Source organism: Dactylosporangium siamense, from assembly GCF_016862795.1.
GTDB lineage: Bacteria > Actinomycetota > Actinomycetes > Mycobacteriales > Micromonosporaceae > Dactylosporangium > Dactylosporangium siamense.
The window spans coordinates 37,060-50,817 of the sequence record NZ_BONQ01000156.1 but is presented as its reverse complement, the minus strand read 5'-3'; the positions used below and the strand labels follow the sequence as shown (position 1 = coordinate 50,817).

The 13,758-nt window shown below is 72.9% G+C and carries 16 protein-coding genes; 5 read left to right on the top strand and 11 right to left on the bottom strand.

What is annotated here, in order from left to right:
- Positions 1 to 37 precede the first annotated feature (37 nt).
- Positions 38 to 400 carry a hypothetical protein gene (locus tag Dsi01nite_RS47865; protein ID WP_203853152.1) on the top strand — a complete coding sequence of 121 codons (363 nt, stop codon included), beginning with the start codon at positions 38 to 40 and terminating at the stop codon, positions 398 to 400.
- A gap of 216 nt (positions 401 to 616) precedes the next feature.
- Here the strand turns inward: Dsi01nite_RS47865 and ptsP are convergent, their stop codons facing one another.
- The 9 genes from ptsP to Dsi01nite_RS47820 form a co-directional block, all read right to left on the bottom strand.
- The gene (ptsP, locus tag Dsi01nite_RS47860) at positions 617 to 2,254 is read right to left on the bottom strand and encodes a phosphoenolpyruvate--protein phosphotransferase (protein WP_203853151.1); all 1,638 of its coding nucleotides are present in this window, start codon (positions 2,252 to 2,254) and stop codon (positions 617 to 619) included.
- Positions 2,247 to 2,522 (bottom strand): HPr family phosphocarrier protein, encoded by a 276-nt coding sequence (locus Dsi01nite_RS47855; protein WP_203853150.1) that lies wholly within the window; start codon positions 2,520 to 2,522, stop codon positions 2,247 to 2,249. The genes ptsP and Dsi01nite_RS47855 overlap by 8 nt, the downstream gene beginning before the upstream one ends.
- Positions 2,523 to 2,532: 10 nt before the next feature.
- On the bottom strand, positions 2,533 to 3,573 hold the full coding sequence (locus Dsi01nite_RS47850; RefSeq protein WP_203853149.1) for a zinc-dependent dehydrogenase: 1,041 nt from the start codon (positions 3,571 to 3,573) through the stop codon (positions 2,533 to 2,535).
- Positions 3,570 to 3,998: a PTS mannitol transporter subunit IIA gene (locus Dsi01nite_RS47845; protein WP_203853148.1), complete on the bottom strand. Its 429-nt coding sequence runs from the start codon at positions 3,996 to 3,998 to the stop codon at positions 3,570 to 3,572. The genes Dsi01nite_RS47850 and Dsi01nite_RS47845 overlap by 4 nt, the downstream gene beginning before the upstream one ends.
- Complete coding sequence (locus Dsi01nite_RS47840) at positions 3,991 to 4,299, bottom strand: PTS sugar transporter subunit IIBC family protein (protein ID WP_203853147.1); 309 nt, start codon at positions 4,297 to 4,299, stop codon at positions 3,991 to 3,993. The genes Dsi01nite_RS47845 and Dsi01nite_RS47840 overlap by 8 nt, the downstream gene beginning before the upstream one ends.
- 2 nt (positions 4,300 to 4,301) lie before the next feature.
- Positions 4,302 to 5,441, bottom strand: a complete 1,140-nt coding sequence (mtlA, locus tag Dsi01nite_RS47835) for a mannitol-specific PTS transporter subunit IIC (RefSeq protein ID WP_239136836.1) — start codon at positions 5,439 to 5,441, stop codon at positions 4,302 to 4,304.
- 11 nt (positions 5,442 to 5,452) lie between these two features.
- Positions 5,453 to 6,406, bottom strand: coding sequence for a 1-phosphofructokinase (gene pfkB, locus Dsi01nite_RS47830; RefSeq protein ID WP_203853146.1), 954 nt, complete (start codon positions 6,404 to 6,406; stop codon positions 5,453 to 5,455).
- Positions 6,407 to 6,488: 82 nt separating this feature from the next.
- Positions 6,489 to 7,250: a DeoR/GlpR family DNA-binding transcription regulator gene (locus Dsi01nite_RS47825; protein WP_203853145.1), complete on the bottom strand. Its 762-nt coding sequence runs from the start codon at positions 7,248 to 7,250 to the stop codon at positions 6,489 to 6,491.
- A 9-nt stretch (positions 7,251 to 7,259) separates the two neighbouring features.
- Complete coding sequence (locus Dsi01nite_RS47820) at positions 7,260 to 7,808, bottom strand: hypothetical protein (RefSeq protein ID WP_203853144.1); 549 nt, start codon at positions 7,806 to 7,808, stop codon at positions 7,260 to 7,262.
- Positions 7,809 to 7,918: 110 nt separating this feature from the next.
- Here Dsi01nite_RS47820 and Dsi01nite_RS47815 point away from each other — a divergent pair, with 110 nt between their 5' ends.
- Both Dsi01nite_RS47815 and Dsi01nite_RS47810 read left to right on the top strand, forming a co-directional pair.
- The gene (locus Dsi01nite_RS47815) at positions 7,919 to 9,034 is read left to right on the top strand and encodes a sensor histidine kinase (protein WP_203853143.1); all 1,116 of its coding nucleotides are present in this window, start codon (positions 7,919 to 7,921) and stop codon (positions 9,032 to 9,034) included.
- Positions 9,031 to 9,663, top strand: coding sequence for a response regulator (locus Dsi01nite_RS47810; protein WP_203853142.1), 633 nt, complete (start codon positions 9,031 to 9,033; stop codon positions 9,661 to 9,663). The genes Dsi01nite_RS47815 and Dsi01nite_RS47810 overlap by 4 nt, the downstream gene beginning before the upstream one ends.
- A 15-nt stretch (positions 9,664 to 9,678) precedes the next feature.
- Here the strand turns inward: Dsi01nite_RS47810 and Dsi01nite_RS47805 are convergent, their stop codons facing one another.
- Positions 9,679 to 11,139: a glutamate synthase subunit beta gene (locus Dsi01nite_RS47805; RefSeq protein ID WP_203853141.1), complete on the bottom strand. Its 1,461-nt coding sequence runs from the start codon at positions 11,137 to 11,139 to the stop codon at positions 9,679 to 9,681.
- A gap of 166 nt (positions 11,140 to 11,305) precedes the next feature.
- On the opposite strand from Dsi01nite_RS47805, the gene Dsi01nite_RS47800 reads away from it, so the two are divergent.
- Together Dsi01nite_RS47800 and Dsi01nite_RS47795 are read left to right on the top strand one after the other, a co-directional pair.
- Positions 11,306 to 11,629: an ArsR/SmtB family transcription factor gene (locus tag Dsi01nite_RS47800; protein ID WP_203853140.1), complete on the top strand. Its 324-nt coding sequence runs from the start codon at positions 11,306 to 11,308 to the stop codon at positions 11,627 to 11,629.
- Positions 11,626 to 12,114: an SRPBCC domain-containing protein gene (locus Dsi01nite_RS47795; protein ID WP_203853139.1), complete on the top strand. Its 489-nt coding sequence runs from the start codon at positions 11,626 to 11,628 to the stop codon at positions 12,112 to 12,114. The genes Dsi01nite_RS47800 and Dsi01nite_RS47795 overlap by 4 nt, the downstream gene beginning before the upstream one ends.
- Here Dsi01nite_RS47795 and Dsi01nite_RS47790 read toward each other — a convergent pair.
- On the bottom strand, positions 12,111 to 13,718 hold the full coding sequence (locus Dsi01nite_RS47790; RefSeq protein ID WP_203853138.1) for a methyl-accepting chemotaxis protein: 1,608 nt from the start codon (positions 13,716 to 13,718) through the stop codon (positions 12,111 to 12,113). The two genes, Dsi01nite_RS47795 and Dsi01nite_RS47790, sit on opposite strands and share 4 nt — an antisense overlap.
- Positions 13,719 to 13,758 lie beyond the last annotated feature (40 nt).

Here is a 13,758-nt window from a genome sequence, read left to right as displayed (position 1 = left end):
GTCAGTCGGCGTTTTCCCTTCATATCGTTGCCAGCCGGTGAGCCACCCGAGCCTGGAACGCGAACGGCTGGACCACCTCGCCGCGTCGCCCGACCCGCGCCTGCGCGGGCTCACCTACCGCGACCCGAGCGTGCCCGCCGAGGTCATCGAGCGGCTCAACCACGATCGGGAGACCTTCGTCCGCGGCTTCGTCGCCGTCGACGCCAGGCTGTCGCCCCGCCGGGTCCTCGAACTCTTCGCCGACCCGGACCTGTGCGGTCAGGCCGCCGCCAACCCCCACCTGCCGGTGGACGTCATGCGACGCATCATCGACGACGGCCGGGAGCTGGCGAACGAGCGGCCACCCGAGGGGATGGCGGTCTTCCTCGGCAACTGGGACCCGGAGAAGTCGCCGGCGTAGTGCTCGGGCGACCCCGGGATCAGGGGCAGGTGGACCTGGTCGTCGGGAGCCGACGCGGGGGCAGTTCGGTGCGGCGGTGGCCATGGCACCGACGCGGCCGAGCGCCGATCCTGCCGTCGCGATGTCCCACAATCCCGGGCCTGGCGGAGCGTCCGGGCATCGCAACGGCAGGATCGGCGCGGCTCGGGGCGCCGCAGCGGCCGGTGGGAAGGACGGTCAGGGGCGGACGGCGGCCCGGGCGGCGGTCGGGGTGTCGGCGGCCAGGGCGGCCTTGGCGAACTGGACGCACTCGTCGTGGGTGTGCGCGGCGAGCGCCTCGCGGACCGCGGGGATGCTGCGGGCCGCCATCGACAGGCTGGTGATGCCGAGGCCGACGAGGACCAGGGCGAAGTCGGGGTCGGCGGCCGACTCGCCGCAGACGCCGACGGGCTTGCCGGCTTCGCGGCCGGCGGTGGCGCAGGCGGCGATGAGCGAGATGAGCGCGGGCTGCCACGGGTCGAGGAGGTCGGCGAGGTCGCCGCACATCCGGTCGGCGGCGAAGGTGTACTGGCTGAGGTCGTTGGTGCCGATGCTGAGGAAGTCGACGTCGCGCAGGACGGTGCCGGCGCGCAGGGCGGCGGCGGGGACCTCGATCATGACGCCGGCGGTGCGCAGGCCGTGGTCGCGGCAGGAGGCGGCGAACGCGGCGGCCTCGGCGGCGGTGGCGACCATCGGGGCCATGACCCACACGTCGGCCGTCGACGCCGCGGCGGCCGCGGCGATCGCGGACAGCTGGGTGTCCAGGACGGCGGGCGTGGCCCGGGCGACCCGCAGGCCGCGGATGCCGAGCGCCGGGTTGGGTTCGTCGGCCAGGCGCAGGAACGGCAGGGGCTTGTCGGCGCCGGCGTCCAGCGTGCGCACGACCACCTTGCGGCCGGGGAGCGCGGCGAAGACCTGCTGGTATGCGGCGACCTGCTCCTCGAACGACGGCGGTTCGGTGCGGTCGAGGTAGAGCAGCTCGGTGCGGAACAGGCCGACGCCTTCGACGTCCACCCCGGCCGGCAGGTCGCGGGCCGAGCCGATGTTGGCCAGGAGCGCCACGGGGTGGCCGTCGGCGGTCGCGCCGGGGCCGGCGGAGGCGGAACGGCGGTCCAGCAGGGCCCGCTGCGCGTCGTTGACCGACTTCGCGGACGCGTCCGACAGGCCGGCGGCGACAGCGCCGGACGAGCCGTCCAGGCTTACCAGTACCCCATCCGCAATGTCGAGAACAGCACCGCAGCGGACCACGGCGGGGATGCCGAGGGTCCGGGCCAGGATCGCGGTGTGGCTGGTCGGCCCGCCCTCGGCGGTGATCAGGCCGAGGACGACGGACGGGTCGAGGCCGGCGGTGTCGGCGGGGGCGAGATCGCGGGCCACCAGGATGAACGGGTGGCCGGGCGATGGCACGCCCGGCATCGGCAGGCCCAGGCAGGCGGCGACGAGCCGGTCCCGCAGGTCGTCGAGGTCGCTGACCCGCTCGGCCAGGTATCCCCCGGCGGCCTCGAACGCGGCGCGGTGCTCGGCGAGCGCGGCCACGAACGCGTGCGGCGCGTCGGCGCCGCCGTCGATCGCGGTGTCGACGGCGTCCAGGAGCGTCTCGTCGGCGGCCATGAGGACCTGGGCGCGCAGGACCTCGGCGGCGGTGGCGTCGGCGGCGGCGTCGGCGCGCTCGCTCAGCGCCGACGTGACGGTGGCGACGGCGGCGCGGGCGCGGGACCGCTCGGCGTCGATGTCGATGACCGCCGGTGCGGGCGGGAGCGGAGGCGGCGGGGCCAGCCGGTGGACCGGCCCCGCGGCGCGTCCCGGGCTGACGCCGATGCCCTGGAGGTCAGCCATCTTCGGCGTCCAGGTCCCGCTCGAGGAGGGCGGCGAGGGTGTCGACGGCGTCCTGCGCGCCGTCGCCGTCGGCCTCCAGGGTCACCTCGGTGCCCTTCTTCGCGCCCAGGGACAGCACGGAGAGCATGCTGCGGGCGGGCACGGCCTTCTTCTCGCCGGTGCGGATGGTGACCGGCACGGGCTGTTTCGCGGCCGCGGCGACGAACAGCGCGGCGGGGCGCGCGTGCAGGCCGCTGGCGGAGCCGACGACGACGGTCCGAGTGGGCATCAACGACCTCCTAGGGTTCGATGGTGACCTTGATGGCCTCGCCGCGGGCCACGATGCCGAAGGCGTCGAGGGCGTCGGCGAGGGGCAGGCGGTGGGTGATGAGGTCCGCGACGGGGACCGCGCCGGAGGCGATGAGCTGCAGTGCCTCCTTGTTGTGGGCGGGGCTGGAGCCGTTGGCGCCGACGATGGTGAGCTCGCGGTAGTGCACCACGTTGGAGTCGACGGACACGACCGGCTTGTCCTTCGGCAGGCCGCCGAAGAAGCTGATTCTGCCCTGCCGCGCGGTCATCTGCAGCGCCTGCTCCTGGGCGGCGCCGGACGCGGCGGCGGTAATGACGACGTCGGCGCCGCGGCCCTCGGTGAGTTTCATGACGGCGTCGACGACGTCGGTCTCCGCGCCGCAGATGGCGGCGTCGGGACGGACCAGGTCGGCGGCGAGGTCGAGGCGCTCGCGGTTGAGGTCGACGAGGAAGACGCGGGCGGCGCCGCGGGCCCGGGCCAGCCGCACGTGCAGGCAGCCGATCGGGCCGGAGCCGACGACCACCACGTCGTCGCCGTCGCCGACGCGGGCGAGGTTCTGGCCGTTGAGGACGCAGGCGAGGGGTTCGGCGACGGACGCCTCGGCGTAGCTGACGCCGTCGGGGATGCGGTTGAGGCCGTCGACGTCGAGCACGTTGCGCGGCACGACCATGTACTCGGCGAAGCCGCCGTCGAAGTGGTATCCCATCGACACCTGGTTGGGGCAGACGGTCATCCGCCCGCGCCGGCACTCGCCGCAGCGGCCGCACGGGATCGCCGCGATCACCTGAACCCGGTCACCGGGCGCCCACCCGGTGACGTCGGCGCCGACCTCGACGACCTCGCCGGCGATCTCGTGACCCATGACCCGCGGCGGGACGATGTGGTGGTGGCCGTGGTTGTAGATCTTCACGTCGGTGCCGCAGGTCGAGCAGGCCCGGACGCGGATCTTCACGTCGGCGGGGCCCGGGGTCGGCTCCGGCGCGTCCTCGATGCGGACGTCGCCGGGGGCGTGGAACGTCAGGACTTTCACGATGTCTCCAGGAGTTCTAGCACGTCGGCGGGGTCGGTCGCGGTGCGGAGCCGCTGTGCCTGGTCGGGGTCCATCAGGACTTCCGCGAGGGACGCCAGGATGTCGATGTGGCCGTCCCCGGCGGCGGCGATGGCGACGCAGACGCGCACGTCGTTGCCGTCCCAGTCGACGCCGTCGGGGAAGCGCAGCACCGCGAGGGCGTCGCGGCGCACGTTCTCCTTGCTGTTCAACGTGCCGTGCGGGATGGCGACGCCCTCGCCGATGTAGGTGGAGACGCTCTGCTCGCGGGCGAGCATCGCGTCCACGTAGTCCTCGCTGACGGCACCCACCGAGACGAGGACCTCGCCGCAGCGGCGGATCGCCTCGTCCCGCGATCCGGCCCGCTCCTGGAGCCGGATCGCGTCGCTGGTCAGCAGGTCAGCCACTGAGCTCACCGCCGCGTTGGACGGCGTTGACCACCTTCGTCACCGCTGGGTCGCCGATGAACACCTGGATGGGCACGATCACCTTGTCGGGGGCGCTGACCCGGGCCCGGGCGGCGAGGCCCTGGTGGCAGATGACCACGTCGGCGTCGGCCGGGATCTGGTTCACCGGGGTGTGCTCGACCGTGACGTTGGTCTTCGACAGCTGCCGCCGCAGGGTGCTGGCGAGCATGACGCTGCTGCCCATGCCGGCGTCGCACGCGACGACGACCTTCTTGATCTCGGTGCCGTTGATGGTGGGCATGCTCAAACCTCCTGGCGGGCCTGGGGAGTGCGCGGGGCGCCTTCTTCCACCACGGTGGCGTCGTCGGCCGCCACGGCGTCCGGGTCCTCCGCGGGCGGTTCGCCGCGGCCGAAGCCCAGCAGCAGCGAGGCGACGGCGAAGGTGACGGCGGCGGAGATCGCGATGCCGAGCAGGACGACGAAGTAGCCGCCCTTCGGGGTGACCGCCATGTAGGCGAAGATGCTGCCGGGCGCCGGGGTGGCGACGAGTCCGGCACCGGTGACCATGAAGGTGCCGACGCCGGCCGCGCCACCGGCGATCATGGCGAGGATCAGCTTGGGCTTCATGAGCACGTACGGGAAGTAGATCTCGTGGATGCCGCCGAGGAACTGCACGATGATCGCGGCCGGGACGCTGGGACGCAGCGCGCGGGGGCCGAAGAGCATGAACGCGAGCAGCAGGCCGAGGCCGGGGCCCGGGTTCGACTCGATCATGAACAGGATGGACTTGCCCTTGTCGGCGGCCTCGGCGACGCCGAGCGGGCCGAGCACGCCGTGGTTGATGGCGTTGTTGAGGAACAGCACCTTCGCCGGCTCGACCAGCACCGAGGTCAGCGGCAGCAGGTCCTTGTCGACCAGCCAGTCCACGCCGGAGCCGGCGCGCTTGGTGAGCCACTCGACGACGGGGCCGATGCCGTAGACGCCGCCGATGGCCATGGCGCCGCCGATGATGCCGGCACTGAAGTTGTCGACCAGCATCTCGAAGCCGGGACGGATCCGGTTCTCCACGAGCCCGTCGAAGAGCTTGAGGAGATACGCGGTGAGCGGACCGATGATCATGGCGCCGAGGAACATCGGCACGTCGGCGCCGATGACGAGGCCCATGGTGGCGACGGCGCCGACGACCGCGCCGCGCTGGCCGTGCACGAGCCGGCCGCCGGTGTAGCCGATGAGGACCGGCAGCAGCACCGTGATCATCGGGCCGACGAGCCCGGCGAGCTTCGCGTTGGGCAGCCAGCCGGTCGGGATGAACAGGGCGGTGATCAGCCCCCAGGCGATGAAGGCGCCGATGTTGGGCATGACCATGGCGGCCAGGTAGCCGCCCACGCGTTGCACGGAGGCCTTGAAGCCACCGCCTTGGACCTGCGGGGTGTAGGTCGACACGGGGTTCTCCTTCAGGAGGGCGGACCGGAGCGCAGCAGGGGGCGGAGCTGGTCCGGTTGGGGGTGGATGGCGACGTTGTGGCGGATCAGGTCGGCGGGGCCGGGCATGCGGCTGCCGGGCAGGCTGACCGCGGCGGCGCCCCAGGCCAGGCCTTCGGCGAGGGCGGCGGCGCCGTGGGCACCGGCGGCGAGGAACCCGGCCAGGAGCGCGTCGCCGGCGCCGACGGTGCTGCGGGGGCGGACCACGGGGCAGGTGCCGGTGACGACCCCGTCGGCGTCGACGAGGACCGCGCCGTCGGCGCCGAGGCTGGCGACGACCGTGCCGGCACCCCAGGAGCGCAGTTGCTGGGCGGCCTCGACGACGTCGCCGAGGTCCGCGAGTGGGGTGCCGACGACCTCGGCGAGCTCGTCGCGGTTGGGTTTGAGCAGGGTCGCCCCGGCGAGCGCGGCCTCGCGCAGGGCGGGGCCGCTGGTGTCGACGGCGACCCGGATGCCGGCGGCGCGCAGCCTGCGGCAGAGCTGCGCGTACGCGTCGTCCGGCAGGCCCGGGGGGACGCTGCCGCACAGCACGACCCAGTCGGCGCTACCGGCGCGGGTCAGCACCCGGTCGGTGATCTCGTCGAACTCGGCACGGAACATCGCCGGGCCGGGCTCGTTGACCTTGGTGACCGTGCCGTCGGGCTCGGCCAGGGTGATGTTGGAACGGGTCCGGCCGGTGATCGGGACCGCGAGGACCTCGACCCCTTCGGCCTTGAGCAGGCGGACGAGCTGACCGCCCTCGTCACCGCCGCACGGCAGGACCGCCACGGACGGCACTCCGTTGGCGAGCAGCGCCCGGGACACGTTGACGCCCTTGCCGCCGGGGTCGAGGTGGGCGGCGGTGGCGCGGATGACCTCTCCCCTGGTCAGCGCATCCACCTCGACCGCCCGGTCGAGGCTGGGGTTGAGCGTGACAGTGACGATCATGCTGACCCCCTGGCCGCACTCCGGCGGCAACCCAAGCAGAGCCGGCGACGCATGACCAGCCCTCCACTTCGCTGCGGGCCGGTCATGCGCGCGTCACCCGAACGCCCGCGGCCTCGAGGTCGCCGACCAGGTCACTGTCGGCGACGGTGTCGGTGATGAGCAGGTCCAGGTCGGCGAGCTCGCCGAACCGGGCCAGGTAGTCGTTGCCGAGCTTGGTGTGGTCGGCGAGCAGGACCGTGCGCCGGGCGGCGCGGATCATGGCCCGCTTGACCGCGGCCTCGGCCGGGTCGGGGGTGGTGAGGCCGCGCTCGACGGAGATGCCGTTGGTGCCGACGAACGCCACGTCGACGTACAGGTCCGCGAGGGGCCGCAGCGACCAGTCGTCGACGGTGGCGAGGGTCTTGCCGCGGACCCGCCCGCCGAGCAGCAGCACGTTGAGGTTGGGGCGGACCCCGAGGGTGGTGGCGATGACCGGCGAGTTGACCACGACGGTCAACTCCCGGTCGGCGGGCAGCAGCGAGGCCAGGCGGGCGGTGGTGGTGCCCGCGTCGAGGATGATGGCGCCCTCCTCGGGCACCTCGGCGAGCGCGACCTTGGCGATGCGCTCCTTCTCCTCGATGAGCACCGCGTCACGGGTCGCCAGGGCGGGCTCGAACCCGATCCGTTCGACCGGGATCGCCCCGCCGTGCACCCGGCGCAGGACGCCGGCCCGCTCCAGCATGGTGAGGTCCCGGCGGATGGTCTCCGTCGTGACGTTGAGCTCGTCGGCCAGGCCCGCGACCTCGACCCGGCCCTTGGCGCGGGCGATCCGGAGGATCTCCTGCTGCCGTTCTTCGGCGTACATCGTGTTGTTTCACCGCCGTTTCGTTTTGCTTGTGCTTTGTTTACGCCCGCTTTTGTTGGAAGTCAAGAGTGGCCCGGTCACGAACCAGATGGCGAGCACGACCGACACCTGACTCAGGCCCGCCTTCAGCGCGCCGGTGCGGGCCGGGTCGCCGATCCACCAGATCCCGGCCCCGAGAAAAGCGCAGGTCAGCGCCCACGCGATGGCCGCCAGGCCGAAGAGCCGCCACTCGTGTGCCCGTTTGTTGGTTGGTTTCTGTGGTTTCGGGCCGCCGGCGAAGCGGTGCGCGAACCGCACGTCCGCCCAGCGCACCATGCTGTGCCCGAACGCGAGGGAGAACCCGAGGTACAGCGCCGCCAGGGCGTGCCGCGTCCCGGCCGTGGCGCCGGCGCGCAGGTCGAGCGCGCACGCGACGAGCAGCACCAGGTCGACGAGCGGGACGGCGGCCAGCACGACCGCGCCGGCCCGCGGGCGGCGCAGCGGGTACCGCAGCAGCAGCCCCGCGGCCAGGACGACCCAGAACGCGATCTCACAACCGATGATGAATCCGATGACCATGTTCTGAGGGTTCCGTGCCCCGGGGGCCGGCGCGTCAGTCGTGACGACGGGCCACGGGTACATCCTTCGTCGCATACCGGTCCAGCCGCCCGAAGTGGTGGAATCGAGTCATGCGAGGACGGACCGTCGACCTGGCGCTCGCCGGGACCGGGCTGGGCGTGGGGCTGCTCATGTTCGCCACCGGGCAGTACCAGGCGCAATGGGGCGTCGGCTGGCTGGTGCCACCGCTGCTGGTGTGCTGCGCGGCGGTCCTGCTGCGTCGGGTGTCGCCGCTCGCGTCGGTGCTGATCGGCACGGTCGCGCTCACCGCCGACGTGATCGTCGGGCCCTCGCTCGCGACGCCGCTCGTCTACACCCAGGTCCTCTACGACGCGTGCGTGCACGGCCGGCAGTCCCTGGCCCGGGCGCTGCTGGCGTGCTCCGTCGTCGGCTCGGTGGTCACCGCCGTGGTGGGCCTCGTCGTGTTCCGCGACATCCGGGCGCTCGGGCTGGCGATCCTGCTCGCCCTGGTCACCGTCGTGCCGGTGCTGACCGGCACCCACGTGCGGCACCATCGCGAGCAGGCGATCGTCGCGCGGCAGCTGGTGCGCCTGGCCGAGCTGGACCGGGCCAACGCCGTCGCCGGGGAGCGCGCCCGGATGGCCCGCGAGCTGCACGACGTCGTCGCCAACCACCTCAGCGCCGTGGCCATCCACGCGACCGCGGCGCTCAGCGCGGACCTCGGCCCTGACGGGACCCGCGACGCGCTGCGGGTCATCCGTGAGAACAGCGTGCGCGGCCTCGCCGAGATGCGCCAGCTCGTCGGGTTCCTCCGCGACCCGGCGGCCGGCGAGGACGTCACGGCCGGGCTGGCCGACCTCGAGGATCTCGCCGGTCGCGCCAGGCGTTCGGGTCTGTCCGTCGCGGTGTCGGTGCGGGGTACGCCCGCCGACCTGCCCACCTCGGTGGACCTGGCCGCGTATCGCATCGTCCAGGAGTCGCTCACCAACGCCCTCAAACACGGCGACGACGGCCACGTCACGGTCGAAATCGACTACGGTCCATCCACAGTGGACATCGCCGTGGCGTCACCCCTGGCCGGCGGCGCGCCGCGCACCGACGGCGCGGGCGCGGGCGTCATCGGTATGCGGGAACGCGCCGAGCTGCTCGGCGGGTCCCTGGCCGCCGGCCCGCGCGACGGCGGCTGGCTGGTCGCGGCCCGGCTCCCCCGCGAGGTGACGGCGTGACGGTGCGGGTGCTGGTCGCCGACGACCAGGGTGCGGTCCGCGCGGGCCTGGTCCTCATCCTGGGTTCCGCGCCCGACCTGGAGGTGGTGGGCGAGGCCGCCGACGGGCAGCAGGCGATCGACCTGGCCCGCGCGCTGCGCCCCGACGTCGTGGTCCTGGACGTGCGGATGCCGCGCCTCGACGGCATCGCGGCCACCCGTGAGCTCGTGGCGCTCGGCGTGCCGGGCGTGCTGATCCTGACCACGTTCGACCTGGACGAGTACGTGTTCGGCGCGCTGCGGGCCGGCGCCGCCGGGTTCCTGCTCAAGGACGCCGAAGCGGCCGACCTGCTGGCCGCGGTGCGGGCCGTGGCCCGGGGCGACGGTGTGATGGCGCCTGCGGTGACCCGGCGGGTGATCGCCACGTTCGCGGGGCCGCCGGCACCGCCGGTCGACCTGGCCGAGCTCACGGAGCGTGAGCGCGAGGTGCTGCGTTGCCTCGGCGACGGTCTCTCCAACGCCGAGATCGCCGGCCGGCTCGGTATCGCCGAAGCCACCACGAAGACCCACGTGAGCCGCGTCCTGGCCAAACTCGGCCTCCGCAGCAGGGTGCAGGCGGCCATCGCCGCCCGGGGCCTCAACATGGGCTGAGGCCCCGGCGGCGGCTTATGCGAGGGGCGCGGACGCCGGGGTGATCGGGGCCGGGAGCCGGCCGCCGCCGCCCAGGTACTGGTGGACCGCCGCGGCCGCGGAGCGACCTTCCGCGATCGCCCAGACGATCAGCGACGGGCCGCGACGGGCGTCCCCGGCGACGAAGACGCCCGGGGCGGCGGTCTGCCACTCCTTGTCGGTGTCGATCGTGCCGCGCCGGTTGCGGGGCAGCTCGACCTGCTCCAGGTGCGGGCCGGGCTGCGTGCCGGCGAACCCGATCGCCAGGAACGCCAGGTCCGCGGGGATCTCGCGGATCGTGCCCTCGACCTCGGTGAGGGTGAAGCCCGGGCCGAGGACGACGTCGACGAGCTCGACCGCCCGCAGCTGGCCGTCGTCGTCGCCGATGAAGCGGCGGATCGTGCAGCCGTAGTTGCGCTGGCCGCCCTCCTCGTGCGCGGAGGCGGTGCGGAGCATGATCGGCCAGGTCGGCCACGGGTTGCGGCTGCTGTCGCGCTGCGGCGGCGGCAGCGGGACGACCTCGACGAGCTGCACGCTGACCGCGCCCTGGCGGTGCGCGGTGCCGAGGCAGTCCGCGGCCGTGTCACCGCCGCCGACGACGATGACGTGCTTGCCCGCCGCGGAGATCGGCGGGGCGTCCAGCTTGCCGGCGACGACCTTGTTGGAGCCTTCCAGATACACCATCGCCTGGTGGATCCCGCTCAGCTCGCGGCCCGGCGTGCCGGGCACGTCGCGGGCGTCGAGCGCGCCGCAGGCCAGCACCACAGCGTCATGCCGCTGGCGCAGGTCGGCGAGGGAGACGTCGACGCCCACATTGCAGTTGGTGACGAACGTCACGCCCTCCGCTTCCATCTGGGCGAGCCGCGCGTCGATGTGGTGCTTCTCGAACTTGAAGTCCGGGATGCCGTAGCGCAGCAGACCTCCGGGGGCGTCGCTGCGCTCGTACACCGTGGTCGCGTGCCCGGCGCGGGCCAGCTGCTGCGCCGCGGCCAGGCCCGCCGGTCCGGAGCCGATGACGGCAACGGTGCGACCCGACGGCGCCGCCACCGGGAAGGGCCGCAGCGGCCCGTCGTCGGTCGCGCGGTTGATGATCTCGACCTCGACCTGCTTGATCGTGACCGGGTCGTCACCGATGCCGAGGACGCAGGCGGCCTCGCAGGGCGCCGGGCAGAGCCGCCCGGTGAACTCGGGGAAGTTGTTCGTCGCGTGCAGCGCGTCGGCGGCGCGGCCCCAGTCGCCGGTGCGCACCAGGTCGTTCCAGTCCGGGATCAGGTTTCCCAGCGGGCAGCCGTTGTGGCAGTACGGGACGCCGCAGTTCATGCACCGGCTGGCCTGCTCGTGGATCAGCTGGCCGTCGGCGCGCTGGTAGACGTCGCGCCAGTCGGCGACCCGTTCGGGCACCGGCCGCAGCAGCGGCAGTTGACGACCGTATTTCAGGAACCCCGTCGGATCGGGCACAGCTGACCTCCACCGTTTGCCTGGCGGCGCAAATCGAAGGTGGGACAGCGTTGGCCCGGGATATGGCACCTTAGCCGCCGCGCCCATGACCTTCACAAGGGGCTACCCCTGCCCAATGCACCACACCGTCTTGACATGTGACCTTTAGGTCACATAACTTTGGGTAGTGGATGACGACGACCGCGTCTTCAAGGCACTCGCCGATCCCACCCGGCGGTTCCTGCTCGACCTGCTCTTCGCGCGTGACGGCCGCACGCTCACGGAGCTGGAGTCGGAGCTGGAGATGTCCCGCTTCGGGGTCATGAAGCACCTCAAGGTGCTCGAGGAGGCCGACCTGGTCGTGACCCGCCGCGCGGGGCGGGAGAAGTTGCACTTCCTCAACCCGATCCCGATCCGCCAGGTGCACGACCGGTGGATCGACAAGTACACCGAGCACCACGTCACGGCACTGCTGGAGCTGAAAGCCGACCTCGAGGAGAACGAGTCATGAGCAGCACGCAGGTCTACAAGGTCTACATCAAGGCGACCCCGCAGAAGATCTGGGACGCGATCACCACCCCGGAGTGGACCGCGCGGTACGGCTACCGCGGCGCCAACCACATGGACCTGCGCCCGGGCGGCGAGTTCCGGGGCCTGTCGAACGAGGGCATGATCGCCGCCGGCGCCCCGGAGGTCGGCGTCGACGGCGAGATCGTCGAGGTCGATCCGCCGCTCTACCTGGTGCAGACCTGGCGGATGCTGATGGACCCGAACCACATCCCGGAGGGGTTCACCCGCCTCACCTATCAGCTGAAGGAGGGCAAGGACGGCGTCACCTCGCTGACCGTGACCCACGAGATCGGCGACGAGGCCGGCCTGGCCGAGATGCTCGCCGGCGACCTGGAGGAGATGGGCGCCGGCGGCGGCTGGCCGTGGATCCTCAGCGACCTCAAGTCGCTGCTGGAGACCGGCACCGCCATGACGGACCCGGTTTAGTAGCGGAAGCGGCCGACCAGGTCCTGCAGGTCGGCCGAGACGCGGGTCAGATCACCCGCGGCCGCCCCGATGCCGGCGACCCCGTCGGTGGTGGTGCGGGCGGCCGCGGCGACGGCGGCGACCTCCCGGGTCGCGTCGTCGCTGCTGACCGCGACGCCGGTGATGGTGCGGCTCATCTCGGCGGTGGTGGCGGTCTGCTGTTCGATCGCCGAGGCGATCGACGTCTGCAGGTCGTTGATCCGGGTGACGACCCCGGAGATCTGGGTGATGGCGGCGACCGCGCCGCTGGTGTCGGACTGGATCGCCACGATCCGGGACGAGATGTCCTCCGTGGCGCGGGCGGTCTCCGCGGCGAGGTCCTTCACCTCGCCGGCGACCACGGCGAAGCCCTTGCCCTGCTGCCCGGCGCGGGCCGCCTCGATGCTCGCGTTGAGCGCCAGCAGGTTGGTCTGACGGGCGATGCCACTGATCACCTGCGCCATCTCGCCGATCTGCCGGCTGGAGGAGTCGAGCTTGTCGACGCTGGCGGTGACGTCCGCGGCAAGGGCACTCGCGGTGGCGGCGACCCGGGCGGCCTCGTGCGCGCTGGCGGAGATCTCGGCGATGGAGGCGCCCATCTGCTCGGTGCCGGCGGCGGCGGTCTGCACGCTGCGGGAGATCTCGCCGGTGGCGCTCGTGACGGCGGCGGCGCGGGTCGCGGAGTCAGCCGCCGACACCTGCAACGCGCCGGACACGCCGGTCAGCTGTCCCGAGGACGCGGCGACGACCTTCGCCCGGTCGTCGACGGAGCGCATCGCTTCGGCGAGGCCGGCGGCGAACCGGTTGAACGCGGCGGCGATGGTGGCGAGCTCGTCGCGGCCGCGCTCGTCGAGACGCGCGGTGAGGTCACCGTCGCCGTCGGCGATGTCGGCGAGCCGGGCGTCGAGGGCGCGCAGCGGCTGGGCGATGCCGCGGATCACCACGAGGGCCGTGCCGACGGCGAGGATCAGACCGGCGATGCCGGTGAGCCACATGAGCCGCCGGCTGTCGTCGGCCTTGGCAGCCGCCGCGGCGGCGACGGCGAGGCCCCGGTCGGTGACGTGCGCGGCGAGACCGCTGGTGGCGTCGGCCGCCGCGCTGAACTCGGTGATCGAGTCGCCGGAGGCGAGCTCGTCGGCGACCGCCTTCGCGGCGGGGGTGCCGGTCCGGTACGCGGCGATCATCTTGTCGTCGATGGCCATGAACCGGTCGAACGCCGCGACGGCCTGCTCGAGCAGGGTGCGCTCCTCAGCGGTGAGATCGGCGGCGGTCGCGGTGGCGAACGCGGCGCGCAGCGCCTCGGCGGCGATGAGGAACTCCTTGCGCTGGCCGACGGTGTCGTCGAGGGCGCCGGGCACGCCGCGGTCGAAGTCGAACGCATAGCCGGTCTGCCAGCCGGAGATGTCCGCGATGCGGAACTTCACCTCCATGACGACCGTGGAGAGCCGCATCGCGCTGGTGGTCTCGGTGCCCGCGGTGCGCTGGGTGCCGAACCCGGCGACGGCCGTCGCGAGCAGCACACCGGACACCAGGGTGCCGATCGCGGCCAGCAGGAGAATACGGGTCGTGATCCGCCACCGTCGCATCGGACCGGTCACCTTCGATTCCTGGCTCAGCCGCACGGAT

Bases quoted from the DNA above. Each gene is read 5' to 3' on its own strand.
- ptsP (WP_203853151.1), bottom strand. From the start codon at position 2,254: ATGGCTGACCTCCAGGGCATCGGCGTCAGCCCGGGACGCGCCGCGGGG.
- Dsi01nite_RS47855 (WP_203853150.1), bottom strand. From the start codon at position 2,522: ATGCCCACTCGGACCGTCGTCGTCGGCTCCGCCAGCGGCCTGCACGCG.
- Dsi01nite_RS47840 (WP_203853147.1), bottom strand. From the start codon at position 4,299: ATGCCCACCATCAACGGCACCGAGATCAAGAAGGTCGTCGTCGCGTGC.
- pfkB (WP_203853146.1), bottom strand. From the start codon at position 6,406: ATGATCGTCACTGTCACGCTCAACCCCAGCCTCGACCGGGCGGTCGAG.
- Dsi01nite_RS47825 (WP_203853145.1), bottom strand. From the start codon at position 7,250: ATGTACGCCGAAGAACGGCAGCAGGAGATCCTCCGGATCGCCCGCGCC.
- Dsi01nite_RS47820 (WP_203853144.1), bottom strand. From the start codon at position 7,808: ATGGTCATCGGATTCATCATCGGTTGTGAGATCGCGTTCTGGGTCGTC.
- Dsi01nite_RS47815 (WP_203853143.1), top strand. From the start codon at position 7,919: ATGCGAGGACGGACCGTCGACCTGGCGCTCGCCGGGACCGGGCTGGGC.
- Dsi01nite_RS47795 (WP_203853139.1), top strand. From the start codon at position 11,626: ATGAGCAGCACGCAGGTCTACAAGGTCTACATCAAGGCGACCCCGCAG.
- Dsi01nite_RS47790 (WP_203853138.1), bottom strand. From the start codon at position 13,718: ATGCGACGGTGGCGGATCACGACCCGTATTCTCCTGCTGGCCGCGATC.